This window comes from Stutzerimonas nosocomialis (assembly GCF_005876855.1).
Taxonomy (GTDB): Bacteria; Pseudomonadota; Gammaproteobacteria; order Pseudomonadales; family Pseudomonadaceae; genus Stutzerimonas; species Stutzerimonas nosocomialis.
In genome coordinates this window covers 1-25,303 of sequence record NZ_QLAE01000004.1, presented here as the reverse complement: position 1 = coordinate 25,303, position 25,303 = coordinate 1, and the positions used below count along the sequence as shown (strand labels likewise).

The 25,303-nt window shown below is 61.1% G+C and carries 24 protein-coding genes and 1 pseudogene; 8 read left to right on the top strand and 17 right to left on the bottom strand.

The window, feature by feature from the left end:
• Nucleotides 1-35: 35 nt before the first annotated feature.
• The 4 genes from DN824_RS03250 to DN824_RS03235 are packed head-to-tail and all read left to right on the top strand — an operon-like array spanning nt 36 to nt 3,666.
• Nucleotides 36-593 carry a GNAT family N-acetyltransferase gene (locus DN824_RS03250; RefSeq protein WP_138406960.1) on the top strand — a complete coding sequence of 186 codons (558 nt, stop codon included), beginning with the start codon at nt 36-38 and terminating at the stop codon, nt 591-593.
• Entirely contained in the window at nt 590-2,173 is a 1,584-nt protein-coding gene (locus tag DN824_RS03245; RefSeq protein ID WP_138406959.1) for a SagB/ThcOx family dehydrogenase, read from the top strand. Before DN824_RS03250 ends, DN824_RS03245 begins: the two co-directional genes overlap by 4 nt.
• 30 nt (nt 2,174-2,203) lie before the next feature.
• Nucleotides 2,204-3,073 carry an acyl-CoA thioesterase II gene (tesB, locus tag DN824_RS03240; protein WP_138406958.1) on the top strand — a complete coding sequence of 290 codons (870 nt, stop codon included), beginning with the start codon at nt 2,204-2,206 and terminating at the stop codon, nt 3,071-3,073.
• A complete protein-coding gene (locus DN824_RS03235; protein WP_138406957.1) occupies nt 3,070-3,666 on the top strand; it encodes an HAD family hydrolase in 597 nt (198 codons plus the stop codon). The genes tesB and DN824_RS03235 overlap by 4 nt, the downstream gene beginning before the upstream one ends.
• A gap of 7 nt (nt 3,667-3,673) precedes the next feature.
• Here the strand turns inward: DN824_RS03235 and ypfJ are convergent, their stop codons facing one another.
• The 7 genes from ypfJ to DN824_RS03200 form a co-directional block, all read right to left on the bottom strand.
• Nucleotides 3,674-4,528: a KPN_02809 family neutral zinc metallopeptidase gene (gene ypfJ / locus DN824_RS03230; RefSeq protein ID WP_138406956.1), complete on the bottom strand. Its 855-nt coding sequence runs from the start codon at nt 4,526-4,528 to the stop codon at nt 3,674-3,676.
• A 488-nt stretch (nt 4,529-5,016) separates the two neighbouring features.
• A complete protein-coding gene (arsJ, locus tag DN824_RS03225) occupies nt 5,017-6,240 on the bottom strand; it encodes an organoarsenical effux MFS transporter ArsJ (protein WP_138406955.1) in 1,224 nt (407 codons plus the stop codon).
• 18 nt (nt 6,241-6,258) lie between these two features.
• Nucleotides 6,259-7,263: an ArsJ-associated glyceraldehyde-3-phosphate dehydrogenase gene (locus tag DN824_RS03220; protein ID WP_138406954.1), complete on the bottom strand. Its 1,005-nt coding sequence runs from the start codon at nt 7,261-7,263 to the stop codon at nt 6,259-6,261.
• A gap of 23 nt (nt 7,264-7,286) precedes the next feature.
• Complete coding sequence (locus DN824_RS03215; RefSeq protein ID WP_084341529.1) at nt 7,287-7,787, bottom strand: cyclin-dependent kinase inhibitor 3 family protein; 501 nt, start codon at nt 7,785-7,787, stop codon at nt 7,287-7,289.
• Nucleotides 7,788-7,806: 19 nt separating this feature from the next.
• Nucleotides 7,807-8,517 (bottom strand): arsenical resistance protein ArsH, encoded by a 711-nt coding sequence (gene arsH, locus DN824_RS03210; protein ID WP_003118379.1) that lies wholly within the window; start codon nt 8,515-8,517, stop codon nt 7,807-7,809.
• 18 nt (nt 8,518-8,535) lie between these two features.
• Nucleotides 8,536-9,006, bottom strand: a complete 471-nt coding sequence (locus tag DN824_RS03205) for an arsenate reductase ArsC (protein ID WP_138407060.1) — start codon at nt 9,004-9,006, stop codon at nt 8,536-8,538.
• Nucleotides 9,007-9,028: 22 nt separating this feature from the next.
• Nucleotides 9,029-9,811, bottom strand: a complete 783-nt coding sequence (locus DN824_RS03200; RefSeq protein ID WP_028238019.1) for a metalloregulator ArsR/SmtB family transcription factor — start codon at nt 9,809-9,811, stop codon at nt 9,029-9,031.
• A gap of 109 nt (nt 9,812-9,920) precedes the next feature.
• Here DN824_RS03200 and arsB point away from each other — a divergent pair, with 109 nt between their 5' ends.
• Both arsB and arsA read left to right on the top strand, forming a co-directional pair.
• Nucleotides 9,921-11,000, top strand: a complete 1,080-nt coding sequence (gene arsB / locus DN824_RS03195; protein ID WP_174236466.1) for an ACR3 family arsenite efflux transporter — start codon at nt 9,921-9,923, stop codon at nt 10,998-11,000.
• 9 nt (nt 11,001-11,009) lie between these two features.
• Entirely contained in the window at nt 11,010-12,764 is a 1,755-nt protein-coding gene (arsA, locus tag DN824_RS03190; RefSeq protein ID WP_138406952.1) for an arsenical pump-driving ATPase, read from the top strand.
• 51 nt (nt 12,765-12,815) lie between these two features.
• Here arsA and DN824_RS03185 read toward each other — a convergent pair whose 3' ends face one another.
• Nucleotides 12,816-13,088, bottom strand: a complete 273-nt coding sequence (locus tag DN824_RS03185) for a hypothetical protein (RefSeq protein ID WP_138406951.1) — start codon at nt 13,086-13,088, stop codon at nt 12,816-12,818.
• Between the two features lie 222 nt (nt 13,089-13,310).
• Here DN824_RS03185 and DN824_RS03180 point away from each other — a divergent pair, with 222 nt between their 5' ends.
• Both DN824_RS03180 and DN824_RS03175 read left to right on the top strand, forming a co-directional pair.
• Complete coding sequence (locus DN824_RS03180) at nt 13,311-13,931, top strand: tyrosine-type recombinase/integrase (RefSeq protein WP_037042836.1); 621 nt, start codon at nt 13,311-13,313, stop codon at nt 13,929-13,931.
• A 269-nt stretch (nt 13,932-14,200) separates the two neighbouring features.
• Nucleotides 14,201-14,755 (top strand): annotated as a pseudogene (locus tag DN824_RS03175) (DinB/UmuC family translesion DNA polymerase); the annotation flags it as partial.
• Between the two features lie 163 nt (nt 14,756-14,918).
• Here DN824_RS03175 and DN824_RS03170 read toward each other — a convergent pair.
• From DN824_RS03170 to rfbD, 9 genes are all read right to left on the bottom strand, one after another.
• Entirely contained in the window at nt 14,919-15,881 is a 963-nt protein-coding gene (locus tag DN824_RS03170; protein ID WP_037041051.1) for an SdiA-regulated domain-containing protein, read from the bottom strand.
• Between the two features lie 38 nt (nt 15,882-15,919).
• Nucleotides 15,920-16,273, bottom strand: a complete 354-nt coding sequence (locus tag DN824_RS03165) for a TraR/DksA family transcriptional regulator (protein WP_014597086.1) — start codon at nt 16,271-16,273, stop codon at nt 15,920-15,922.
• A 6-nt stretch (nt 16,274-16,279) separates the two neighbouring features.
• The gene (locus DN824_RS03160; RefSeq protein WP_014597085.1) at nt 16,280-17,131 is read right to left on the bottom strand and encodes a universal stress protein; all 852 of its coding nucleotides are present in this window, start codon (nt 17,129-17,131) and stop codon (nt 16,280-16,282) included.
• Between the two features lie 13 nt (nt 17,132-17,144).
• On the bottom strand, nt 17,145-18,632 hold the full coding sequence (locus DN824_RS03155) for a SulP family inorganic anion transporter (RefSeq protein ID WP_008567161.1): 1,488 nt from the start codon (nt 18,630-18,632) through the stop codon (nt 17,145-17,147).
• Nucleotides 18,633-18,978: 346 nt separating this feature from the next.
• A complete protein-coding gene (locus DN824_RS03150) occupies nt 18,979-20,043 on the bottom strand; it encodes a hypothetical protein (RefSeq protein WP_014597084.1) in 1,065 nt (354 codons plus the stop codon).
• A gap of 3 nt (nt 20,044-20,046) precedes the next feature.
• Nucleotides 20,047-20,313 (bottom strand): acyl carrier protein, encoded by a 267-nt coding sequence (locus tag DN824_RS03145; protein WP_138407059.1) that lies wholly within the window; start codon nt 20,311-20,313, stop codon nt 20,047-20,049.
• Entirely contained in the window at nt 20,291-22,192 is a 1,902-nt protein-coding gene (locus DN824_RS03140; protein ID WP_138406950.1) for an HAD-IIIC family phosphatase, read from the bottom strand. Before DN824_RS03140 ends, DN824_RS03145 begins: the two co-directional genes overlap by 23 nt.
• Before the next feature lie 21 nt (nt 22,193-22,213).
• Complete coding sequence (locus DN824_RS03135; RefSeq protein ID WP_037041077.1) at nt 22,214-23,752, bottom strand: MBOAT family O-acyltransferase; 1,539 nt, start codon at nt 23,750-23,752, stop codon at nt 22,214-22,216.
• Between the two features lie 581 nt (nt 23,753-24,333).
• The gene (rfbD, locus tag DN824_RS03130; RefSeq protein WP_017244580.1) at nt 24,334-25,245 is read right to left on the bottom strand and encodes a dTDP-4-dehydrorhamnose reductase; all 912 of its coding nucleotides are present in this window, start codon (nt 25,243-25,245) and stop codon (nt 24,334-24,336) included.
• Between the last annotated feature and the right edge of the window lie 58 nt (nt 25,246-25,303).

Sequence of the window (25,303 nt, the reverse complement as noted above, 5' to 3'; positions counted from 1 at the left end):
TGCGGCCGGCCCGGCGAGCCCCTCAAGGAGAGCCGATGAGCGAACCCATCGAACTGGAAACCCCGCGCCTGTGGCTGCGCACCTGGCGCGACGAGGATCTGGACCCCCTGGCGAAGATGAGCGCCGACCCCGAGGTGATGCGCTATTTTCCGTCGCCCATCACCCGTGAGGAGAGCGCGGCGATCATCCGACGCTGCCGCGCGCACTTCGCCGAGCACGGCTTCGGGCTGTGGGCGCTGGAGCGCAAGGACAACGGCCGCTTCATCGGCTTCACCGGGCTCGGCTGGACCGGTTTCGACGCGCACTTCACCCCGGCGATCGAGATCGGTTGGCGCCTGGCCCCGGACCAGTGGGGCGAAGGCTTCGCCCATGAAGCCGCCGAGGCGTCGCTGGCATGCGCTTTCGGGCGTCTCGGCATCGACGAGGTGATCGCCTACACCGCGGTGATCAACGAACCCTCGCGGCGCGTGATGGAGGCCGTCGGAATGACCCACGATCCGCGCGACGATTTCGAGCACCCGGACCTGCCCGAAGGTCATCGCCTGCGGCCGCATGTGCTTTACCGCGCGCGTCGCGGGGGCTGGACGCCATGAGCGAACGGGTGCGGGCCTACCATCGGCTGAGCATGCACCGCCCGGACGGCTTCGCGCCGGGCCCGGGCGCGCTCGACTGGGCGACGCAGCCGGCGCCGTTTCGCCAGTACCGCGGCGCGCGGACGATCGAACTCTGGCATCGCCCGCTGGAAGCGTCGCCCGGCTACGACGAGGCGTTCGCCGGTCCGGTCGGCGAGCCCGCGCCGCTCGACCTGGCGAGTATCTCCCAGCTGCTCTACGACAGCCTCGGGCTCTCGGCCTGGAAGGAGTCGGGCGGAAGCCGCTGGGCGCTGCGGGTCAATCCGTCGAGCGGCAACCTGCACCCGACCGAGGCCTATCTGGTGGTGCCGCCGGGCATCCTCCAGGCCGAAGGGCTGCTGCTGCATTACCGGCCCGACCTGCACGCCGCCGAGGTGCGCGCCGAACTCGATCCGGCGGCCCTGCGGACTCTGCCCGGAGACGGTTGCCTGCTGGCGCTGAGCAGCATCCCCTGGCGCGAGGCCTGGAAGTACGGCGAGCGCGCCTACCGCTATTGCCAGCATGACCTGGGCCACGCGCTGGCGTGCCTCGCCATCGCGGCCAGCGCCCTGGGCTGGCAGGTGCGGCTGATGCGCCAGCTGGCCGAGCCTGAGCTGGACCGGCTGATGGGGCTGGGCGGAGAGGCTTTTGCCGAAGCCGAACATGTCGATGCGCTGCTCTGGATCGGCTCACCTCGGTCGGGCGAACCGACGCTGGACCAGGCGCTGCGCGACGCCATGGCTAACGCGACGCACCATGGCCAGCCGAACAGGCTGTCGGACCGCTATCGCGACTGGCCGGCCCTGGCCGAGGTGCACCGGCAATGCCGCGCGCCGGCGCTGCCCGTCCATGACTGGCGCGCTGCACCCGGCATGAGCGAACCCGCCAATCCGGGGCTCGCCCTGCGTCCGCTGTTGCACCGTCGACGCAGCGCGCAGACGATGGACGGGCGCGCCGGCATCACCGCCGAGTTGCTGCGGGCCTGGCTCGCGCGGCTGATGCCGGCCGACTCGCCGGTGCCGTTCGCGGTCAGCGGCGAGCCGGCGCAGGTCGACCTCCTGCTGTTCGTCCACCGGGTGCAGGGCCTTTCGCCCGGGCTCTACTGGCTGGCGCGCAGCGGCGACGGCGCTCCGGTGGCCGGCCTGCGCGAATTCGCCTGGCGCCGGGTGGACGAGAGGCTGCCGCTGTACCTGCTCGAGGAAGGCGATGCCCGGCAGCTGGCCGGGTTGCTCTCGTGCGGGCAGGACATCGCCAGCGACGGCTGCCTGGCCGTGGCGATGCTGGCGCGTTTCGACGAGGCGCTGCAGGACGGGGACTGGCGCTATCCTCGGCTCTACTGGGAATGCGGCCAGATCGGCCAGCTGCTCTACCTGGAGGCCGAGGCCGCGGGGCTGTCAGGCACCGGCATCGGCTGTTATTTCGATCCGCTGGTGCACGAGCTGCTCGGGCTTGCCGACAGCCGTTGGCAAAGCCTCTACCATTTCACGCTGGGCCGCGCGGTGTGGGACGAGCGGTTATCATCGCAACCCGCCTACGTGCAGACGCGACGGCCAGCGCCGTAACGTCGCCATTCGATGAACAAGGAATGATGAATGAGCCAGATACTCCAGGCCCTGGTCGACCTGCTGACGCTGGAACCGATCGAAGAAAACCTGTTTCGCGGCAATAGCCAGGACCTGGGCTTTCGCCAGCTGTTCGGCGGGCAGGTGCTCGGCCAGGCGCTGTCGGCGGCGAGCCAGACGCTCGAGCCCGAACGCCAGGTGCATTCGCTGCACGGCTACTTCCTGCGCCCCGGCGATGCGGGCCTGCCGGTCGTCTATCTGGTGGACCGGGTGCGCGACGGCGGCAGTTTCAGCACCCGCCGGGTGACGGCGGTGCAGAAGGGCAAGACCATCTTCACCTGCAGCGCCTCGTTCCAGACCTTCGAGGAAGGCTTCGAGCACCAGCTGCAGATGCCCGACGTGGTCGGACCGGAGGACCTGCCGAGCGAACTGGAGCTTGCCGGCCAGCTGTCGCACCTGCTGCCCGAGCCGATGCGCGAAAAGATCCTGCTGCCCAAGCCGGTCGAGATCCGCCCGGTGACCTTCCAGAACCCGCTCGATCCCAAACCGATGGAGCCCGTCCGGCATGCCTGGTTCCGGGCCGACGGCATGCTGCCGGACGACCCGGCGCTGCACAAATACCTGCTGGCCTACGCCTCGGACTTCGGCTTCATCGGCACCGCCATGCTGCCCCACGGGGTCAGCGTCTGGCAGCGCTCCATGCAGCTGGCGAGCCTGGACCACGCGATCTGGTTCCACCGCGAGGTGCGCATGGACGAATGGCTGCTCTACAGCATGGACTCGCCCTGGGCCGGCAACGGCCGTGGTTTCGCCCGCGGCAGCATTTTCAACCAGGCCGGGCAGCTGGTGGCCTCGGTGGCCCAGGAAGGGCTGATGCGCAAGCGCGACGACTGGGCATGAGGTTCGCCGAGGCGCGTCACTGGGTGTTCGACATGGACGGCACCCTGACCATCGCGGTGCACGACTTCCAGGCCATTCGCCGGGCGCTGGATATCCCCGAGAGCGACGACATCCTGCATCACCTGGCCGCGCTGCCGGCCGACGAGGCCGCCGCCAAGCACGCCTGGCTGCTCGAGCACGAGCGCGAGCTGGCCTATGCGGCCAGGCCCGCGGTCGGTGCGCGCGAGCTGCTGCACACGCTGCGCGATCGCGGCTGCCGCCTCGGCGTGCTGACCCGCAATGCGCAGGAACTCGCCCGGGTGACGCTGGAGGCGGTGGGCATGGGGGACTGTTTCGACGCCGAGGACATCCTCGGTCGCGACGAGGCGCCACCCAAGCCCGATCCGGGCGGGCTGTTGCTGTTGGCGGAGCGCTGGGGCGTTCGGCCCGGCGAACTGGTGATGGTCGGTGACTACCGCTTCGACCTCGAATGCGCCCGCGCCGCCGGCGCGCGAGGCGTGCTGGTCAACACCCCGGAGAATCCCTGGCCGGAGCTGGCCGACCTCCATATGTCCGACTGCGCGGCGCTGCTGCGTCACCTCGCGGGCGGTTAGGCCGCCCTCACAGCCGCTGGGCGTTGAAGGTATCGCAGCGGTTCACGTCGCCGCCTTCGAAGCCGGTCTTGAACCAGCGCACGCGCTGCGCCGAGGTGCCGTGGGTGAAGGCATCGGGCACCACGCGCCCCTGGGATTGCTGCTGCAGACGATCGTCGCCAATGGCGCTGGCGGCGTTGAGCGCTTCTTCCAGGTCGCCTTCCTCGAGCCAGTCGTGGCGCTGCTGGGCGTGATAGGCCCAGACGCCGGCGAGGCAATCGGCCTGCAGTTCCTGGCGCACCAGCAGGCCGTTGTCGCCTTCCATCCGGGCGCCGCGCTGGCGTGCGGCCTGCATCTGCTGGGTGACGCCGAGCAGGGTCTGCACGTGGTGACCGACCTCGTGGGCGATCACGTAGGCCTGGGCGAAGTCGCCGGCGGCGGAGAAGCGCCTGGCCATTTCCTCGAAGAATTGCAGGTCCAGGTACACCTGCTGGTCGCCCGGGCAATAGAAGGGCCCGACCGCCGAACTGGCGAAGCCGCAGGCCGACTGGACGCCGCCCCTGAAGAGCACCAGCGTCGGGTCCTGGTATTGCCGTCCGGCGCCCTGGAACAGCTCGCGCCAAGTGTCCTCGGTGTCGCCAAGCACCGCGCGGACGAAATCGACCTGCGGGTCTTCGCTGCCGGCCGGCACGGCGCTGCGCGAGTCGACGCGGGTGGCCTGTCCGCCGCCCAGCTGGTCGAGCACGGTCAGCGGGTCTTCGCCCATCACCAGGCTCAGCACGACCACCACCAGAATCCCGCCGATGCCCAGCCCGCCGACCATGCCGCCGCGGCCACGCGCGTCCACCACGTTGTCGCTGCGTCGTCCCCGATTCCAGCGCATGACCAGTCCCCTGCATCGAATGCCTGCCAAGGGAGAGGCGGCAGGCCTGATCAATCAGAATCCGTCGCGGGCGGGCAAGTTCCGGAGCGCTGCAGATGAAAAAGGCCGCTCGACGCTCTTTATAGCAAATACTGTGTAATTGAGTGAATGAGTGAACAAAAGCCCCGCAACAGCGGGGCTTTGCCTTTCTGGTGGAAATTACACACTGTGTAATTCAGTGTGTAATCTGACATTGGCGACAGAGCCGCGCCGCCAGGGCCGCTGGATCGTGGGATTCCCGTCGATTGCGGTTCCTCGGACGACTCCCGAGGCCTGCGCCCGTTTTATATCCATGGGCGACATGCGAAAGGAGTAAGGCCAAGCAACGCCAGGCTTTTAGCCTATCCAGATTCGGCAGCTATCGGCCATTAGCGGACATCAACGATCAGGCTCTGCGGTGCAGTTATAAGCTCAATCTTGCTCGCCGAGGGATCAGCTAGCCTGTTGGCTTAGGTTGTCGGTTGTTGGTGTCTGGGCAGGCCGATGGATATCAGTGCAGCTAGCACGACAAATCCGCTGGAGACCCACAGGCAGGTTTCCAGACCGTATTGCTGGAAGACCCAGCCAGACAGCAGTGTCCCGACCAGCCGGCCAAGCGCGTTGGACATGTAGTAGAAGCCGACATCCAGCGACACGCCGTCTTCCTTGGCGTAGCTGACGATCAGGTAGCTGTGCAGCGACGAGTTGATGGCAAACACGCCGCCGAAGATCAGCAGTCCGCCCACGAGCACCGCTTGCTTAGGCCAGTCGCTATCTAGGCCGAGGGCAATGACAACCGGAATGCCGGCCAGCAGCGCCGCCCAGATAAACGCAGCGCGACCATCGGGCACATGCCCGCTGCGCTTGCCGGTGAGGGCTGGCGCGAAGGACTGCACGATGCCGTAGCCAATGATCCAGGTCGCCAGAAAACCGCCGACCATCCAGAAGTCCCAGCCGAAAACCGTGCTCAGGTACACCGGCAGGGCGACTACGAACCAGACGTCGCGGGCGCCAAATAGGAACAGGCGGGCGGCAGAGAGGATGTTGATCGCCCGGCTCTTGGAAAGGATGTCCCTGAACTTGGGTTTGGCTTTGGCCTTGCCTAGATCTTTCTTCAACAAGAACAGGCTAGCGATCCAGATCAACGCCAGCACGCCGGCCATGGTCAATACCGCGCCGGCAAAACCCAGCACGGCCAGCAGGGCGCCGCCGAGGAAGAAGCCCACGCCCTTGAGCGCATTCTTCGAGCCGGTGAGGATTGCCACCCACTTGTACAGCGTGCCCTGCTGGGCATCGGGCACCAGGAGCTTGATGGAGCTCTTTGCTGACATCTTGTTGAGGTCTTTGGCGATCCCCGACAGCGCCTGTGCGCCCATAACCCAGGGCACGGTCAGCCAGGCGGCGGGCACGGTGAGCATCAGCAGTGCGACCACCTGCATGGCCAGGCCAATGTTCATTGTGCGATTGAGGCCCAGCCGGGCACCGAGGTAGCCGCCGACCAGGTTGGTGAGCACGCCAAAAATCTCGTAGAAAAGGAACAGCGCGGCAATCTGCAAGGGGCTGTAGCCCAGGCTATGGAAGTGCAACACCACCAACATGCGCAGGGCGCCATCGGTGAGGGTGAATGCCCAGTAATTGCCGGTCACCAGCAGGTACTGTTTGACCTCCGGGGCCAGAGCTGACAACGCCTTCATGCTTGCATCCCTACTCGGTTAAACGGCCAGGCCGACCAGCTTGGCCAGCTCCACGGTGCGGTTGGCATAGCCCCACTCGTTGTCGTACCAGGCATAGAGCTTCACCTGAGTGCCATTAACGACCATGGTCGACAGCGCATCGATGATCGAGGAGCGCGGGTCGGTGCGGTAATCGATGGAGACCAGCGGGCGTTCCTCGTAGCCGAGGATGCCTTTCAGCTGGCTGTCGGCAGCAGCCTTCAGCAGTTGGTTGACTTCCTCCACCGTGGTGGCCCGTTCGACTTCGAACACGCAGTCGGTCAGCGAGGCGTTGGCCAGCGGCACGCGCACGGCATGGCCGTTCAGCTTGCCGCGCAGCTCGGGGAAAATCTCGGCGATGGCGGTGGCCGAACCGGTGCTGGTCGGGATCAGGCTCATGCCGCTAGCGCGTGCACGGCGCAGATCCTTGTGCGGGGTGTCGAGGATGCTCTGGGTGTTGGTCAGGTCATGAATGGTAGTGATCGAGCCATGGCGGATGCCGAGGTTCTCGTGAATCACCTTGACCACCGGAGCCAGGCAATTGGTGGTACAGGAGGCAGCGGTGACGATGCGGTGCTCGGCTGAATTGAACAGCTGCTGGTTGACACCCATCACCACGTTCAGTGCGCCTTTCTCCTTCACGGGCGCGCAGACCACGACCCGCTTCACGCCCTGATCCAGGTAAGCCTGCAATACCGCCACGGTCTTCATCTTGCCGCTGGCCTCGATCACCAGATCGCAGTCCGACCAGTCGGTGTCGGCAATCGCCTTGTTGGCGGTGACCTGGATGCGCTTGCCGCCGATCACCACGCAATCGCCTTCGCTGCCGGCTTCGTGGTGCCAGCGACCGTGCACCGAGTCGAAGTTGATCAGGTGCGCATGGGTGGCGGCATCGCCTGCCGGATCATTGATGCGGACAAATTCGAACTCGGGCCAGTCCCAGGAGGCGCGCAGCGCCAAACGACCGATGCGACCGAAACCGTTGATACCAATTTTGATAGCCATGTTTTTCGACTCATCTACTGGAGTTAGTGGGCAGCATCGAACTGGGTGATCCAGTTGATGTGGGCAGGGTGTTGAATAGCCTTGGGACGCAGGGCTTGCACCAGGGCAATGGCATCGGCGCGGGGAATGCCGGCCTCGATCATGATCCGCGCCGCAATCAGCCCGGTGCGTCCCGAGCCGCCCTTGCAGTGGATGGCGATGTCCTGGCCCGCATTGAGCCGCTCAAGGATGCTCTGTTTGCAGGCTTTCCAGCCCTGGCCGAAATCTTCGAGCGGTACTTGCTCATCCGCCACCGGCAGGTGGAACCAGGCCATGTCCTGCGCCTGGCATTGCTTGCCGATGTCCTCGGCCCCGTTGGAGGCCAGTTCGCTTGCCGGCATCAGGCTGATCACGGCAGAGGCACCGGCCTGTTTCAGCGTGGCCAGCGAGTCGACAAGGCTGCTGTCTTTGGTGCCGGGACAGGGCGTGAAGATGAGTTTGCCTTGGATGCCGGGAATGCTGAGCAGGTCGTAGGGGTGATTCATTGAGAGGGTTTCCTGGCAGTCAGATGGCGCGCTGGTTGACGCGCTTGGAGAGTTCTTCAGCGGACTCTTTACGTTCCGAGTAACGGTCGACCAAATAGTCGCTGTGGCCGCGCAGCAGCAGGGTGAACTTGACCAGTTCCTCCATGACGTCCACTACGCGGTCGTAATAGCTGGAAGGTTTCATGCGCCCGGCCTCGTCGAATTCGAGGTAGGCCTTGGGCACTGAAGACTGGTTGGGGATGGTGAACATGCGCATCCAGCGCCCCAGCACACGCATTTGGTTAACCGCATTGAAGGATTGCGAGCCGCCACAGACCTGCATCACGGCCAGGGTCTTGCCCTGACTGGGGCGGATGGCACCCATGGTCAGCGGTATCCAGTCGATCTGCGACTTGAATACGCCGGTCATGGCGCCATGGCGCTCGGGTGAACACCACACCTGACCTTCAGACCAGAGCACCAGGTCGATGAGTTCCTTGACCTTGGGATGGCTGCTGTCGGCATCGTCCGGCATGGGCAGGCCGGAAGGATCGAATATTCGGGTTTCCGCGCCGAAGGCTTCCAGCAAGCGCGCCGCTTCCTGGGTCAGCAGACGGCTGTAGGAGCGCTCACGATTGGAGCCATACAGCAGCAGAATGCGCGGCTTGTGCTCGCCTTCGGCGAGGCCCAGGTTTGTCGGGATAGAGCGGGCAAAAAGCTCCTCGGCGACGTTGGGCAGGTTGTCGATCATGGGTTCTTACCTCTTGGGCTACAACGAGCCGATCCTGTTCAGCTCGGCCTTGAGCGCATCACTGTCGAGTTGAGCAAAGGGCAGCGCGATAAATGCGCTCACTCGCTTCTGGATCTGCTGGATGGTGGCTGCAAACGCGGCGTTTATTTCTGCCTCAGATCCGTTAACTTCGGATGGGTCACTCAGTCCCCAGTGACAACGAGTCGCCGGGCCAAAGAAAACCGGGCAGGCCTCTCCGGCTGCCTTGTCGCAGACGGTAATGACGATGTCAGGGGCGAGAGCCTGATGGGCATCGGTTGATTTGCTGTAAAGGCCTTCAACATCGAATCCAGCATCAATCAGTGCCTGCAAAGCCAGCGGATTGACCTCCCCCTTGGGGTAGCTGCCTGCGCTAAAGGCCCGCATGCCCTTGGGAGCCATCGCATTGAAGATAGCCTCCGACAGGATGCTGCGGCAGCTATTGGCGGTGCAGAGAAATAAAACGTTCATGGTCATCCCCAATGCCTGGTATTCAATCGCAGGCCGGCTTGCGCCCAGGGCGATCACGCATTTGCCAGAGGCGTTGCACATCCTGGCGCAACCACTCGGCATTGTTGTCCAGGGTCTGTTTGAGGATATCGGTCACCCATTCCGGCAACTGCGGGTGCAGGCGGTAGTACACCCACTGACCATTGCGTCGATCCTCCAGCAGGCCACAGCCACGCAGCAGGGCTAGGTGCCGGGAGATCTTGGGTTGCGCCTCTTCCAGTGCCGAGGTCAGTTCGCAGACACAGAGTTCCTGTTCCAAGGTCACCAGCAAGGCGATTCGCGCCCGCGTTTCCTCGGCCAGGCATTTGAAGACCTCGGTTGGCGACATGGCATGCAGGGTGGAAGCTTCATTCGCCGGTTTACTTTTGATCAGCACGAACATCTTTATCCGTTCATGTATCTCATGCAGGGTCTTGCGATAGGCATCTTTCTGCGAGCTGGTCGCCGGGTCTTCGAAGTTCCAGGCGATGTACTCACCGGCCCCTGGCAGTGCCTGGCACTCCAGGGCGGACTTGTCACACAGGGTGATCACATAGTCGAAAGGCTCGCCAGCGACCTGTTCGATGGACTTGCTGTAAAGCCCATCAGTGGGGACACCAAGCTGCTCCAATGCGTTGCGGGCTCGGGTGTCGACTTCAGTGGGGGCGGAGCCTGCGCTGTAGACTTCAAAATGTTCTGAGTCGGTGTGGCGCAGCAGGGCTTCGGCCATCTGCGAGCGTGAGGAGTTCGCGACGCAGAGGAACAGGACGCGCTTTTTCTGGCTCATGTTGATCCCTATCAAAGATGCACATGAGCAAATATATTATTTTTCGAATATGCAGTAAACTGAATATGCGGCGCGTTGCGCGCCAAGTGAATGAGGATAGGCAGCAAAGATGACAAATGCGTGTGAAGTCGCAATGAAGCAGGCCTCTGGGGCTCCACTGGGAGTTTTTGAGCGCTACCTGACCCTGTGGGTGTTCCTGTGCATCGTGGTAGGCACCGTGCTTGGCTTGGTTGTGCCGCAAGCGGCTCAGGCCGTCGGCGCCCTGGAGGTGGCGAAGGTCAATATCCCGGTTGGCCTGCTGATCTGGGTGATGATCATTCCGATGCTGATGAAGATCGACTTCAGCGCCATTAGCGAAGTGCGCCAGCAGAAGAACGGCATGTTCGTCACGCTGTTCGTTAACTGGGCGGTCAAGCCGTTTTCCATGGCGCTGATTGGCTGGTTCTTTATCAAGCAGGTGTTTGCGCCCTGGCTGCCCGCCGAAGAGCTGGATAGCTACATGGCCGGCTTGATCCTGCTCGGTGCGGCGCCCTGCACGGCGATGGTGTTTGTCTGGAGCAACCTGTGTAAGGGTAATGCCAACTTCACTCTGACCCAGGTGGCACTGAACGATCTGGTCATGGTGTTTGCCTTTGCGCCTATCGTGGCGCTGTTGCTGGGCGTTTCTTCGATCCCGGTGCCTTGGGACACCCTGCTGCTTTCCGTGGTGATGTACATCGTCATCCCGCTGGCCATCGCCCAGTTTCTGCGGGCCCGACTGATGAAGCGCGGCGAAGCCTATTTCGAGAATGTGCTGGCGAAGATTTCGCCATTTTCCATCATCGCTCTGCTGGCCACTCTGGTTCTGTTGTTCTCCTTCCAGGGTGAGTCCATCGTCGAGCAACCCCTGATCATCGGCATCATCGCGATTCCTCTGTTGGTGCAGACACTGTTCATCGCGGCACTGGGTTACTGGCTCTGCCATACACTGAAAGTGCGCCACGACATAGCGGGCCCGGCCACCATGATCGGCGCCTCCAACTTCTTCGAGCTGGCCGTAGCCGTGGCCATTGTCTTGTACGGATTCAACTCGGGTGCCGCCCTGGCAACCGTGGTCGGCGTACTGATCGAAGTGCCCGTGATGCTATGGCTGGTACGCATGGTCAACAGCACACGCAACTGGTACGAGAGCAGCCTCAACAATCGCTAGGGGGTCAGCATGCGCTTTATCGACAATGCACCACGCTTCCTGTTCTTCACCGGTAAGGGCGGGGTCGGAAAGACCTCCATTGCCTGCGCGACAGCCCTGGAACTGACCCGTCAGGGCAAGCGCGTGCTGCTGGTCAGTACCGATCCGGCCTCCAATGTCGGGCAGGTATTCGGTCTGGAGATCGGCAATCAGATCACCGCTGTACCCGCCGTGGAAAACCTGGCGGCCCTGGAGATCGACCCACAGGGCGCAGCTCAAGCCTATCGGGATCGGATTGTGGGCCCGGCGAGGGGTGTCATGCCTGCTGATGTGGTCAAAGGCATGGAGGAGCAATTATCGGGAGCCTGCACGACCGAGATCGCAGCCTTCGACGAATTCACGTCACTGCTGGTCAACGATGAACTGAAGGCCCGCTTCGATCACATCATTTTCGATACCGCCCCGACCGGGCACACGATTCGACTGCTGCAACTGCCGGGTGCCTGGAGTGGATTTCTGGAGGCGGGGCAAGGTGATGCATCGTGTCTTGGCCCGCTGGCCGGTTTGGACAAACAACGTGATCAGTATCGCGAGGCGGTAGAGGCACTCTCTGATCCAGCCAAGACCCGTCTGGTTCTGGTTGCCAGGGCGCAGGCCGCCACCCTGCGCGAGGCTGCCCGCACACGCGAGGAGTTGGCAGCCATCGGGCTGCAAGAGCAGTACCTGGTGATCAACGGCGTGCTGCCGGCGAGTGAGGCGCAGAAGGATGTACTGGCCGCCGCCGTCTATAAACGTGAACAGGCCGCAGTCGCTGCCATGCCGCCAGCGCTGCGAACACTGCCGCTCGACCTGTTGCCGTTGAAAGCATTCAACCTGGTGGGATTGGATGCCCTGCGACAACTTTTGGTTGAGGGTTCTGCTGACAGCACGCAGGCACCGGCCAGTGCGCCGATTGAATTGAACGCTCCACGACTCAAGTCCCTGATCGACGAGATCGCCGCCGATGGTCATGGCCTGATCATGGTGATGGGCAAAGGTGGTGTCGGTAAAACGACTTTGGCCGCAGCGGTTGCCGTCGAATTGGCTCGACGTGGGCTGCCCGTGCACCTGACTACTTCTGATCCTGCCGCGCACCTTGCCGAGACACTGGATGGCACGCTTGAGCACCTGACGCTGAGCCGCATTGACCCGCATGCCGAGACACAGCGCTATCGTGATCACGTCATGCAAACCAAGGGCGCGGGCCTGGATGAGCAGGCTCGGGCGCTGCTGGCCGAGGATCTGCGTTCACCCTGTACCGAGGAGATCGCTGTATTCCAGGCCTTCTCGCGAATCATCCGTGAAGCCGGCAAAAAGTTCGTGGTGATGGATACGGCCCCGACCGGCCATACCTTGCTGTTACTGGATGCCACCGGGGCTTATCACCGCGACATTGCTCGGCAGATGTCGGGCAGCAACATGCGTTTTTCCACGCCGATGATGCAACTCCAGGATCCTAAGCAAACCAAAGTGCTGCTGGTGACCCTGGCTGAAACCACTCCCGTGCTGGAGGCCGCGAGCCTGCAAGCTGATCTGCGTCGTGCCGGCATTGAGCCTTGGGCATGGGTGATCAACAATAGCGTGGCAGCCGCAAGTACAGAATCACCGCTATTACATAAGCGGGCGGTCAATGAGCTGAAGGATATTGAGCATGTCGCGACCGAGCACGCGCAACGCTATGCGGTCATCCCGCTCATGGCGGAGGAGCCGGTTGGGGTTGAGCGTTTACTCGCTCTCAGCAAGTAATCTGCACCAATGAAAAGGCCCGCATTCTGCGGGCCTTCTGCTTGAAAGCGCTTACTTCTTGATGACCTCAAGGTAATCCTTGAGGGTTTTCTCGTCAGCCGCTTTGACCGTCATGCCATTCGGGCCGGAACCGATATCGGTGATCTGCTTGGCTGGCTCGCCAGTGGCTTTGAAGTCCTTCAGTTCCTGAGAGTCTTCGCGGAAAACCCAGAGACGACCATCCTCAACCTCGGTAACAAAACCAGGCTTATCGAATTCGCTGGCCATAACGGAGCCGGTGAACAGAGAAGAGAGGAGCAGTGCTGAGAGGGTGAGGTTCTTCATGGCGCTACCTATTGAGTGGTGGGAGCCACCAATCTACTAGGGAGATCATTTCAGAAAAGTTACAATATGCGTTAATTCGAATGTGCGCATGTAACCATTCATTTCAGGTCTCAAAGAGCACCGCCGAGCTGTAAAGAAACCAAGGCAATGGCTGCTCCTGGCCGGTTAGCGACCACTGCTCTGGCTAGCCATCCTTGTCCTCCCACACGTGGAGGACTTGCCATGAACGCCATCGCTACCTGCAGCCGTCAGCCCTGGAACAAAGGAAAACTGGTCGGGCAGAAAACCCCGCTCCGACTTAGAGATATCTGGGCCATCCGAGTCAGGCTGCAAATTGCGGAAAAAACACGGGATCTGGCTCTCTTCGATCTGGCCATCGACAGCAAGCTTCGAGCCTGCGACTTAACCAAACTTCGTGTGCGCGACGTTGCTCATGGTGAGCACGTGTCATCACGAGCCATGGTTATGCAGCAGAAAACGCAGCGGCCGGTGCAGTTCGAGATCACTGAGCAAACACGGTCTGCTCTCGCGGCCTGGATACATCAAGCCCAGCTCCGCAGCGAGGATTGCCTTTTTCCGAGCCGGCTGCATATCTCAGACCATCTATCCACTCGTCAATACGCTCGTATCGTCAAAGGTTGGGTGAAAGCCATTGGCCTTGATCCAGCTCTGTATGGCACTCACACAATGAGACGTACGAAGGCATCGCTGATCTATCGCAGGACGAAGAACTTGCGGGCAGTTCAACTGTTGCTCGGCCATACGAAGCTGGAGAGCACCGTTCGATATCTGGGGATTGAGGTCGATGATGCCCTAGAGATGGCGGAACAGACCGAGGTTTGACCATGCATAGCGACGGTCGAAGCCAGGCCGTCGCTAACCGGCCAATAGCGGACGCTAGTGATAAGTCGAATCTACGCCAAAAAGCGGGCAGCGCCTGGCGGCTGGGTAATCCACCATTTCCATTGGCTGCCACCTGGAAATTCTCCCAGACATAAGAGTTCGGCATGGTCCACGTAGTGGTGTGGCGAGACCTTGCGGAGCGATACAGGCCAGCCTTAATGGGTTCGAAGCTGCTCCAGGTCAAAGGCAAGCTGGAGAATCAGTCCGGGGTCGCGTCACCCAAACAAGAAATCTGCTGCTCGCGGATGTTCGGCAAGCGCTTGCGCGAGCTGGAGCCGATCAAGGAGGCAGTGGCGGCGTACGCCGCCCGGGCCAGCGAGAAGCTGAGGGCACAGCAGTCACTGTGCAAGCGTGTCCGAATCAGCATCCGTACCGGCATGTTCAATCCCGACGAGCCCAAGTTCGCAAAAGGCGTGGTGTGTGAGCTGCCGTATCCCACCGACGACACCCGATACATCACCCGGGCGGCGATCGCCGGTTTGGAGCACATCTATCGCGAGGGCTTTTCGTTCAGCAAGGCCGAGGTCCTGCTAATGGATCTGTGCCAGCGTGGCGAGTACACCGACGATCTATTCGCTCAAACCCAGTCCGCTGCGTCGGAGCGGGTTATGGGCGTGCTCGATGCAATCAACGCCAAGTGGGGCCGCAACACCCTCCGGCCCGGCCGCGTAACCACCGCGCCGGACTGGAGCACGCGACGGGAGATGATGAGCCAAAGTTTCACGACCAAGCTGGATCAGTTGTGGGTGGTGCGGTGCAACTAGGCGAGTGGCTGATACGAGTTTTTGCAATGGATGATATCGGCCAAAGCGAAGGTCAGATCAAATCCCACCAAACGGTAGATTTGCCTTCCATTGTAAATCATAGAATCTGTCAGCTTGTAAGAGCGTTGAGAAACGCCCAGCGATGAGGAGTTACTCCTATAAGTCAATCTTGCGCCCGTGTGAATCGGTAAAACAGATTTGGTTCGCTGACGATGTATAAATAGCCGTCCGTGTCGGTCGTTACACCCTCTGCCTGGGGAATACCTTTCTGCAACCCAGCAAAACCGGTGGCCAAGGAGCGAAAACTCACGACTTTCCCCACATCCGTCATTTCAATCAGCAGCTTCGACTCGTCGCTGAGTAGGAGTAGATGACCGCTTCGTTGATCGAACACGACCGAAGATAAGTCAGTCGCGAAAATCTTGCTATTTACCAAGTCCGACATGTCGCGCACATGAAGGGAAAGGCCGCCTTCAAGACTTGCACGTAGTCCGCTCACCTCCAGCAGCTGGCGGGGGTCACGCTCCCGCGTGAGAAATAAACGGTCTCGTTTCAGATCGTACGCAAGCCCCTCAAGACTTTTGTTGTCCTGGTTGCCCAGCGCCAAGGTGAGAGCTGGATACTTCTCGCGGCTTATCGAGCGATTTGAAGAAAGCTCGCCATTATCTTCCAAGGGCACATCCACGATGACCAGACTCTGACGACGCTCCTCAGCGATTGCCAGCTGGCCGTTACCAACGTAGGACACCGCCTCTACATCATGGAACCCGTCCAGGCTGTAGCGTCTCAGCAAATCGCCTTCGCGACTTAGAGTCAGCAGTTCATTAGGTCCGTTGGTAACTGCCCACAACAGATTCTGGTCAGGGTCGAAGGTCAGTCCGGAAAGGTTGTTCTCTACACCAGGAACCGGCTTAGCATCCAGCTCGACCTGATAAGCCGGCAGCCATACTGAGCTCTCATTCCAGTCGTCGGTGTGCCAGTAGGTCTTTACCCAAAAATACAACCGGTCATCAAGATGCTTGGTACGGATTTGAAATATGGCGAAAATTACTAGGAACAGCACCACCCACAGCCAGACGTGGGTTCTTCGCGTTTTAGTGGATCCTTTTTTCTTGCCTATCGACATTCAAATTCTCAATTAATGGGAGTGACGAATCGGAGATTTCAACCTGACTCACCGAGACTGGCACAACTAATACATAGGGATGCAGCCGGGTCGAACTCCAGGCGGCCCGGAGCAATAGGCTCACCGCACTGAGCGCACCAGCCATACTCACCCTCATGCCAGCGTTTTAGCGCCAGTTGCAGCCGCACCCGTTCCTGCTTCGTGCGGCTGCGGATGGCATCGTTCATCGCTTGCTGTTGGAGTGCATCCATTCTCGAAATACGACCTACTTTGCTCTGATCAAGCTCCACCGATTGCGACCGTGCTTCGGCACCTTCCAACAGGCGCTCCAGCTCGGCCGCCTTTCGATCCAGCAGCGCTTTGAAATAGGCGAGATCCAGCGGTTTATCCATAACCAATCAGCGCAGCAGGAGCAGCGGACTTGTGGTGGAACGCAACATACTTGTTGTGGTGCTACCGACCAGGAACTGGCGAATACGGGAATGACCGTAGGCGCCCATCACAAGTAGGTCGATGGCATGCTCGTTCTGATAGGCATGCAGGGTGGGCTCAACTTCACCGCTACGGATCGCGGTATGAACGGTGAACCCTGAGTCGAGCAGGGCTTTTTGTGCCCAGCCAAGCTGCGATACCGATTCTTCGTTTTCCGATCCGACCATAACAATGTGGACTGGCAGCCCCCTGAACAGAGGGCTGGACGCCAGCATCTCCACGCCTTTTCGCGTGGTAGCGCTGCCATCGAAGGCCACCAACGCGCTTTTGGGCTCCTTGAATGCTGTCGGAGTAACGAGAACTGGCCGATGCATGATTCGAATCACGCTTTCCAGCTGGCTTCCGACGTGCTGACTCAGACTACCGCTGGATTCGCCCTGACGGCCGATGACCAGCAACCGTATCTCGTCTTCCAATGCCTGGAGGCTTTCCAACAACTCGCCGTGGCGCTGCTTGGATTCCGGTGAGGTAACACCGTTTCCAATCGCGCGCTCTTTGGCGTTCGCTAGCATGATTCGCCCTTGTTCAAGCGCCAATTTGCTGCGCTGTTCATCCAGAGAGGCAAGTTCATCGAGGAGATGCTCGCGGCTGCCGAGTCCGATATTGCCGCTCAGGTTCGCTGCAACCGGATATTGTTGTTGATCTAATACGTGCAGAAAGGTCAGCGGAGCTTGCAAACTCCGACTGGCCCAGGCTGCATAGTCGCAAACCGCTGGAGCCGAAGCGGAACCGTCGATGCAGGCGATTACATTGGTCATTGTTGTTCTCCTTTTAGTGGCCCATTAGTTGATCAATGGCGTCCGGCTTATCGTGCACGCCAAAGCGGTCAACGATAGTGGCGCTCGCTTCGTTGAGTCCCAGCACCTCAACCTCGGTCCCCTCACGGCGGAACTTGATGACTACCTTGTCCAGCGCGGCAACTGCGGTGATATCCCAGAAGTGAGCACGGCTCAGATCAATGGTTACCTTGTCTACTGCTTCCTTGAAATCGAATGCAGCGATGAACTTGTCAGCGGAGCTGAAGAACACCTGCCCGATGACGGTATAGCTTCGATGTTCACCTGCCTCGTCCAAAGACGAAGCGATATCCATGTAATGGCCAACCTTGTTGGCGAAGAACATCGCGGCTAGCAATACGCCGGCGAGTACGCCGTAGGCCAGGTTGTGGGTTGCGACCACGACCACCACGGTTACGACCATGACAATGTTGGTCGACAATGGGTGTTTCTTCAGATTGCGTAACGAGTCCCAGCTGAAGGTACCGATCGAGACCATGATCATCACTGCCACGAGCGCGGCCATTGGAATTTGCTTCAGCCAATCACCGAGGAAGACCACCATCAGCAAAAGGAAAACGCCCGCAGCCAAGGAGGAAAGGCGAGTACGTCCACCGGACTTAACATTGATGATGGACTGACCAATCATCGCGCAACCAGCCATACCGCCGATCAGACCGGACGCGATGTTAGCCACACCTTGACCCTTGCACTCACGGTTCTTATTGCTGGGTGTGTCGGTCAAGTCGTCCACAATGGTCGCGGTCATCATCGACTCTAGTAGTCCAACGACGGCCAGGGCTGCCGAGTACGGGAAGATGATTACCAGCGTCTCGAACGTCAGCGGCACGTCTGGCCAGAGAAAGACTGGCAGCGTATCGGGCAATTGCCCCATATCACCTACAGTCCGAATATCCAATCCAACTGCAATGGCAACAGCCGTCAGCACGATGATGCATACCAGGGGCGATGGGATGAGCTTTCCAATCTTCGGGAGATACGGAAAGAGATAGATGATCCCTAGGCCTGCGGCTGTCATTGCATAGACGTGCCAGGTGACGTTCGTCAGTTCGGGCAGCTGCGCCATGAAGATCAGGATTGCCAGAGCATTGACGAAGCCTGTAACCACTGAGCGTGAGACGAATCGCATCAGCGAGCCGAGTTTCAGGTAGCCAGCAAAGATCTGCAGCACGCCACACAGCAAGGTGGCAGCAAGGAGATATTCGAGGCCGTGGTTCTTCACCAGTGTGACCATCAGCAGGGCCATAGCGCCTGTGGCGGCCGAAATCATACCCGGGCGCCCCCCTACGAAAGCGATAACCACAGCGATGCAGAAAGAGGCGTAGAGGCCAACCTTAGGATCAACTCCGGCGATGATCGAAAAGGCGATGGCCTCCGGGATCAGAGCCAGTGCCACGACGAGGCCGGCGAGAATGTCGCCACGTATATTGGTCAGCCAGTTTTGCTTGATTGTTTGCAGCATCAGTAAATCCAAGGCAATGGACGCAACGGCACCGTGCCGCAGTGGCGTGCCGAGTGTGTCGAGTCGAGTTGTAGGTATCGAGTGACGATTCTTTCGAATGGTCGGATTGCTGCAGGCGCAGCAAGACGAATCAGCTATCAGTAGGCTGATTCAAGGGAGGGGGCGTTGCGCTATGGCGGCGTAGGCAGCCAGATAGAGATTGTCAAAACGTTCATTCTGTCAGTGATTTTCAACAGTCAGAGCTGAATAAGGCGGCAGACCATACCATAGAGCGCATGATGATGCGACTCGGTGGGCAAGGCCGAACCTCATGTATAGGGTCTCGCTTATCCAGCATTACCGAGAATCATGGCTCGCCGTAGGCATCGTTGCCGGCGAGCACGGAATTCTGGAGTCTGGCCTGATCCCACGCTCGCAGTTGCTCGGCCAGCGCCACGGAAAAGCCCTGCACGGCTGACCAGCGCAGGTGGATGGCATCTACGAAGGCCGCTGGTGGAGCGACCCATTCGCGATCGGCGTTCCAATACTGAGCCCCGTCATGCCCGGCGATGGCGGCGTTCAGCTTGGCGTCGAAACGGGTGAGGAAGCTGCCGTCGGCATCGATCTTGGCTTTCCACTGCGGGTGCAGGGGCGTGGAAACCACCAGCAGCTGGCGTTGCTCGTTCTTCAGGCGTTTCGACAGTTCGCCCAGGGCGACAAAGCAGCTGTCATCCAGCGCGTCCGGTTTGTCGTAGAACAGGCCGCGATCACCCTGCGGCTCCAGCGGCCCGTCGCCATGGCGGGTGAATACCAGCGGGTCCCATTCGATCTCGTTGGCCCGTTGCGCCTTGACCGTCTGCGCGTTGCGCAGCAGCGAACGCGGCGAGAAGTAGCGCATGTAGTAGCCCCAGCGCGAGGCCTGCTGATAGACGTACTGGTCGGCGTGAGTGCGGTCGAACACCGCATCCGGCACTTTCCAGCAGCCGGCGAAGTCCAGCGGATCGACGATCATCACCACTTGGCGGACGCTCGGTTCACGATCCAGCAGCCAGTTGGCGACATAGGTCGACTGGTTGGCGTGCAGGCCGCAGAACGCACCGTTGAGCGGACGCAAGCCTGGCGTCTGCTCGATCAGCACGTCACCATCGACATGGCGCCAGGCGACCGAGGAACCAACGATCAGCAGGTTCGGATCGGCGATGGGGTTGTGCCGCAGAAAGTGTAGCTTTTCGTCCACACACAGGCTGTTGGAGAAGGCCGGTGGCGGCAGGTTGTCGGTGTGATTGAGCCAGGCGAGCAGGGCGGCAAAGCCGCCGAGCATCCCGAACAGCCCGGCGAACATTCCCAGCAGGTAGCCGGCACGTATCCGCCGCTGGTCTGCTTCGGCTCCGGCGGCAACGCCGTCCGGGCATGTATCGACGGATCTGGCCATGACTCAACGCCCTCCGAGTTTGGTCTGGATCAGTTGCGCGAAGTGGCCAACGTTCTTCAGCGATTCCAGTTCTGCGGTGCGGAACTTGATGCCGAAGCGTTGCTCTGCGGCCACGATCAGCAGCACATGGGTCTGGCTGTCCCAGCCATCGATGTCGTCGGCGGTGGTTTCGGAGGTGAGGACGATATCGTCATCGTCGAACACGTCGTGGAAGACCTGGCTCAGCGCCTGGAGAATTTCCTTTCGTTCATGCTTGCACCTGGATGTGATGGTTGATGGGAGCGCGCGAGGCCAGCTCGTAGCGCCAGAAACTTGCATCGGTAGCGGCGTTGGCAGGGGCGGGGCGCTGCTCGAAGCCCAGCCGCGGATAGTGTTCGGCAACCATGCCGTTGCGTTCGGTGGGGCGGTATTCGCCGACCAGTGCGCCCCAGCCGGTGGCCGCTGCCGCATCGGCCAGCACCTCCAGCACGGCCATCTCGACTTCACGCCCCAGCACGCGGCAGCTCATCAGCCAGCTGTCGATCAGCAGTTCGTCAGCCTCGATAGCTGTATCCGGTCGCGCCAGCACCACGCTGATCAGGCCGTTATCGCCGAACTTGTCCTCCAGCCGCAGGGCCAACGCGATAGTTTGCGGATCGCTGGCCATGCGCTCGACTTCGGCTTCGGTATAGCGGCGGGTGGTGAGGTTGAACTGATTGGTCTTGTTGATCAGCTGGGTGGCGCGGGCCAGCTCGGCGGTGCCGATGCGGCTGACGCGCAGCACCATCTGCAGCCCGCGCAGGTAGCCGTCCATGTCCGTGGCCTGGTTCAGCGCGGCCTTGCGTTCGGCATTCAGCGCATAGCTGCGGCCACGTTCGGCGTCGTCCGAGGTAAAGGATACGGCCTCGAAATAGCCCGCCGCGGCGATGCGCGCGGGGTAGTCGGCGACATCCTCGGGCAGTTCCGGTACGGCGACTTCCGGCAGCTCGCGGCGCACGATGTCGCGCTCGGCGGGGTTGTCGTCGACGAACACCAAGCTATCCAGACCGATGTCGAGCATGCTCGCGATGCGCCGCAGGTTGCCGGCCTTGTCTTCCCAGTTGGCGACGAAGGCCGCGATATCGCTGCGCTTGAGGGCCATCTCGGTATGTTCAAAGGCTGCTTCGGCAACGTGCAGGTCGTTCTTGCTGCACACCGCAAGGATCACCCCGCGGCGCGCCAATTGCGCGGCATAACGCTGAAAGGCGAGAAACGCCTCGCCGCTGGGGCTGCCCTGGCCGAGCTGGATACCGTCGATGCCGTCATCACCGATCACACCGCCCCATAGGGTGTTGTCCAGATCCAGCACCAGGCATTTGCGCGACAGCCCGGCAGTGGCCGCTGCGATACGCGCAAAGTGCTCGCCATATAGCGGTGCCAGGGTCGGGCTGATCAGCTGCTTGGCCTGGTGCCAGCGCACCGGCTCGGCCAGGCCGTCGCCATAGGCAGCCGACTGCCAGGCCAGATCGAGCAGCAGCACGCCTTCCTCTCGGGCAGCGGCTCGGATGGCGCCATTCAACCGTTCAATGACTGCCCGCGGCGAAGCCGGCACCAGTGCTTCGTAAGAACCGAACAATGGCGGCGCCGCTGGCACCAGGGTTTGCTGCACCACCTGCGCGGCATATCGCTCGCGGGCGCTGCGCCAGAGCAAGCGCAGCTCCTCGACGCGCTCCGCCACGGCGGCATCCACCTCCGCCTGGCTTGCCTGCAGGGGCAGTTGCAGCGGCGCGTCATGGGCGTCCAGCGCCAGCAGCACCAGTTGCGGGGCGAAGGCGTTCAGCGCCGGGTCATCGGCCAGCAGCGCCTGGCGATACATGCCGTAGGGCGCAACATGCAGCGACAGCGCCAGGCGCCGCTGCAGCCCAGCCACGCGGATGGCCGGCAGCAGGTGATCGACCGTATGTGAGGACAGCAGTGCCACCCGCAGTGGAGTCAGGCGTGCCGCCGCGGCGTGCTGCTCGATGCCGGCGGCAGCCAGCTTGTCCAGTCGTGCGGTCAGGGTGAAATCCCGTTGATGAGCGGCCAGCTTGACGGCTTCATGCAGCCGCTGCAGCGGATCTTCGATGCGTTTGGCTTGGCCGATGGCACCGGATAGGTCCGGGTGTGTCGGCAGCCAGGAGAGCTGTTGCATACCTGAGACTCCTTGTCGTGGTCAGAACTGGAAGTAGAGGAACTCCGTCGGTGCCATGGAGAAGGCGATCGCCAGGGCGAAGAAACCGAGCACGCCTACTGCCATGCCGTGGATCGCCGTCGGCCGCCAGGCGCTGACCGGCAGCAGCCGTTCGGTCCAGTGCGGCTGGGGCTGGAAGTTGAGCGCGGTGCGGAAATGGCCCATCCACTGCTGCACGTTGGGCATGCCCCAGACGAAGACCAGCAACGCGGCGATATAGACGAAGTCGGAGCGATCCATCGCCGTGCTGGTCGGGCTCAGGCCGAGCATGCCGGCGAGGACCGCCATGGCGGTCGGCACGTCGCTGGCGCGGAAGAACACCATCGCCACGACCACGCAGCCAAAGGTCAGCGCGACGGCCGCAGCCTTGTGCCACCAGATGTCGCTGTCCAGCTTCCAGCCCTGACGCGCCTTCCAGGCACGCCAGCCGTGGGCGACCACCAGGTAGAAACCGTGCAGCAGGCCGAAGGCGACGAAGTGCCAGCCGGCGCCGTGCCAGATTCCGGAGATGAACATGGTGAAGACGGTGGGGTAGGCGACCAGCGCAAAGAAAGTGCCGGCGGTCATCTTGCCCCGCCGCGGCTGCGGCTTGCCGGCCGCCATGCGCGCGCGGGTCACGCGCAGCACGATGGGGTTGTAGATGTAGGCGGTGAGAAAACGCGTCAGTGTCATGTGCCAGCGCGACCAGTAGTCGATGACGTTGCGCGCCTTGAACGGGCTGTTGAAGTTGGCCGGTAGGCTGATGCCGAATAGCAGCGCCAGCCCGATGGCCATGTCGCTGTAGCCGGAGAAGTCGAAATAGATCTGCAGCGTGTAGGTCAGCGCGCCGGTCCAGGCATCGTAGAACGCCGGGATGGTGCCGTCGGCGGCCAGGCTGAAGACCGGCGTGGCTTTCAGCGCGAGGGTGTCGGCGATCACCACCTTCTTGAACAGACCGAGCAGGAACACCGTGGCGCCCAGCGACAGGTTGTCGATGCGCGCGCGGAAGCTGTCGCGGTCGTTGAACTGCGCAAGCATTTCACCGTGGTGGGTGATCGGTCCGGCGATCAGCTGCGGAAAGAAACTGATGAACAGGCAGTAGTTGGCGAGGTCGTGTTCTTCCACCACGCCGTCATGAGCATCGACCAGGTAGGCGATCTGCTGGAAGGTGAAGAAGGAGATCGCCAGCGGCAGGATGATGTCTTCCACCCGCCAACCTAGATCCAGCGCCGCATCCAGCGTGCCGAGCAGGAAGCCGGTGTATTTGTAGTAGACCAGCAGCAACACGTTGGCTGCGACCGCCAGCCCGAGCACCAGACGTGAGGGGTGCCGGCGCAGGTAGCCACCGAGCAGATAGTTGACCAGCATGCTGCCGACCAGCAGCGGTACGTAGACCGGGTTCCACCAGCCGTAGAACACCAACGAGACGACGGTCAGCCAGATCACCGCGAGCCGCTGTCGGCCCGATCCGGTCAGCACGAAGAATCCAATCAGCACCACCGGAAGAAAGCCGGCGATGAATTCCACCGAATTGAAAAGCATCTTCCCTATTCCCTGCTCAGCGTTCGTGCATTGCTGCTCAGGCCGCCGTTTGGCGGGGCGAGTCATCCATTCAGTCCTGGCGTCACGCGACCGACGATCCATCCTAGTCGGCGTTGCGACATCCTCGGTCCATCAGTGGCTGCTCGCTCGGGTTTCGGCCACCTTGGCCGGCTTCCCCTGAGCTCCTATGGCTCGGACGTGACGGTGTAAAAAAAAGTTTCAGTGTTTGTTGAACCACTGAGCGCTTTATTGTCGCAGGTGAAAAAAAGCCCGCGACGGGCGTGGCCTGCAGCCCATTTCCGTCGGTCGGGAACGTTCCCGGCATTTTTCAAGGCTCGGAAAATTTGAGCGCGAACGAGTTACTGGCGTGTTCGGGCGACCGTTCAGCGCCGGTCAAATTCCGACGAAGGGAGCGGCTCAGGCCGCGCGTATAAAGTACGAAGAAGAGTCGAGTCGCGCCCTAGTATTCGCGGAGGTTGTAACGCAAGGACGGCGGCGCCGTCGACGAGCCGCTGCTCAACATCGACAGCGGCTTACGGCAGGTGATGCTTGGCGCCCGTGCCTCTCGATAGCGATTGCCGTTAACAGCGAACCGATGAGATGTGCAGCCGATCAGAATCCGCTTTTAACGATTGGAGAGTCGCCTGAAGATCGGCACGCCAAGGCGTCGGCGATATCCCAAATGTGCTCTCAAAAAGGCGACAGTCCAGCACGGACCAGGCAGGGCGCTTGGCTGGCGTTGGATATTCTTCTGTTGTGATAGGCGTCAATCGCGGAGAGCGTCCAATAATTCCTGCTCTGGATACATGATCGAATATGGCTTGAGCAAACTCGAACCAGGAGCAATGTGACTGACCGCTGAAGTGATAGAGCCCCCATGGCAGCTTTCCGTCTGATTGATAACGCTGAGCGAGTTCAAGCAGGACCGAAGCGATACGCTCGCTACTGGTTGGGCACCCTACCTGGTCATCGACGATACGCAGCTCCTTTTCGCCTGTCAGACGCAGCATCGTGTTCAGGAAGTTGCTTCCATATGCCCCATAGACCCAGCTGGTCCTTAAGATCAGGTGCTTCTCCACCTGCTGCACCTGAGCCTCTCCATCACGTTTACTCGCACCATAGACGCTGAGGGGGGCTGTTTTGTCGTGCTCCACATAAGGGCGGCTGTGCTTCCCGTCGAAAACGTAGTCGGTGGAAAGATGGAAAATTGGAATACCGTGGCTGTCAGCGTGTCGCGCCAAGTTTCCTGCACCGTCTCGGTTAACTCGATAGGCAGCTTCCACACTCGTCTCAGCAGCGTCGACGCCGGTAAACGCGGCGGCATTGACGATAAGGTCTGGCTTCAGTAGCTCGATCTTCTCCAAGACAGACTGGCCGTTGCCAACATCAAGCTCGGCTTTAGACATGCCGATAATGCTCCACCCATACTCGGTGCCTTGTTCGACTAGATTGCGTCCTACCTGACCGTTGCAACCGGTGACTAATATCTTCACTTTCAGGGCTCTTGAGAAATAAAGAACGTTCTTTATGAGATGAAATAATCGATGGTTC

Excerpts from the sequence above, each read along its gene's own strand:
- DN824_RS03250 (WP_138406960.1), top strand. The coding sequence starts at position 36 with ATGAGCGAACCCATCGAACTGGAAACCCCGCGCCTGTGGCTGCGCACC.
- DN824_RS03245 (WP_138406959.1), top strand. The coding sequence starts at position 590 with ATGAGCGAACGGGTGCGGGCCTACCATCGGCTGAGCATGCACCGCCCG.
- tesB (WP_138406958.1), top strand. The coding sequence starts at position 2,204 with ATGAGCCAGATACTCCAGGCCCTGGTCGACCTGCTGACGCTGGAACCG.
- DN824_RS03235 (WP_138406957.1), top strand. The coding sequence starts at position 3,070 with ATGAGGTTCGCCGAGGCGCGTCACTGGGTGTTCGACATGGACGGCACC.
- ypfJ (WP_138406956.1), bottom strand. The coding sequence starts at position 4,528 with ATGCGCTGGAATCGGGGACGACGCAGCGACAACGTGGTGGACGCGCGT.
- arsJ (WP_138406955.1), bottom strand. The coding sequence starts at position 6,240 with ATGAAGGCGTTGTCAGCTCTGGCCCCGGAGGTCAAACAGTACCTGCTG.
- DN824_RS03220 (WP_138406954.1), bottom strand. The coding sequence starts at position 7,263 with ATGGCTATCAAAATTGGTATCAACGGTTTCGGTCGCATCGGTCGTTTG.
- DN824_RS03215 (WP_084341529.1), bottom strand. The coding sequence starts at position 7,787 with ATGAATCACCCCTACGACCTGCTCAGCATTCCCGGCATCCAAGGCAAA.
- arsH (WP_003118379.1), bottom strand. The coding sequence starts at position 8,517 with ATGATCGACAACCTGCCCAACGTCGCCGAGGAGCTTTTTGCCCGCTCT.
- DN824_RS03205 (WP_138407060.1), bottom strand. The coding sequence starts at position 9,006 with ATGAACGTTTTATTTCTCTGCACCGCCAATAGCTGCCGCAGCATCCTG.
- DN824_RS03200 (WP_028238019.1), bottom strand. The coding sequence starts at position 9,811 with ATGAGCCAGAAAAAGCGCGTCCTGTTCCTCTGCGTCGCGAACTCCTCA.
- arsB (WP_174236466.1), top strand. The coding sequence starts at position 9,921 with ATGACAAATGCGTGTGAAGTCGCAATGAAGCAGGCCTCTGGGGCTCCA.
- arsA (WP_138406952.1), top strand. The coding sequence starts at position 11,010 with ATGCGCTTTATCGACAATGCACCACGCTTCCTGTTCTTCACCGGTAAG.
- DN824_RS03185 (WP_138406951.1), bottom strand. The coding sequence starts at position 13,088 with ATGAAGAACCTCACCCTCTCAGCACTGCTCCTCTCTTCTCTGTTCACC.
- DN824_RS03180 (WP_037042836.1), top strand. The coding sequence starts at position 13,311 with ATGAACGCCATCGCTACCTGCAGCCGTCAGCCCTGGAACAAAGGAAAA.
- DN824_RS03170 (WP_037041051.1), bottom strand. The coding sequence starts at position 15,881 with ATGTCGATAGGCAAGAAAAAAGGATCCACTAAAACGCGAAGAACCCAC.
- DN824_RS03165 (WP_014597086.1), bottom strand. The coding sequence starts at position 16,273 with ATGGATAAACCGCTGGATCTCGCCTATTTCAAAGCGCTGCTGGATCGA.
- DN824_RS03160 (WP_014597085.1), bottom strand. The coding sequence starts at position 17,131 with ATGACCAATGTAATCGCCTGCATCGACGGTTCCGCTTCGGCTCCAGCG.
- DN824_RS03155 (WP_008567161.1), bottom strand. The coding sequence starts at position 18,632 with ATGCTGCAAACAATCAAGCAAAACTGGCTGACCAATATACGTGGCGAC.
- DN824_RS03150 (WP_014597084.1), bottom strand. The coding sequence starts at position 20,043 with ATGGCCAGATCCGTCGATACATGCCCGGACGGCGTTGCCGCCGGAGCC.
- DN824_RS03140 (WP_138406950.1), bottom strand. The coding sequence starts at position 22,192 with ATGCAACAGCTCTCCTGGCTGCCGACACACCCGGACCTATCCGGTGCC.
- DN824_RS03135 (WP_037041077.1), bottom strand. The coding sequence starts at position 23,752 with ATGCTTTTCAATTCGGTGGAATTCATCGCCGGCTTTCTTCCGGTGGTG.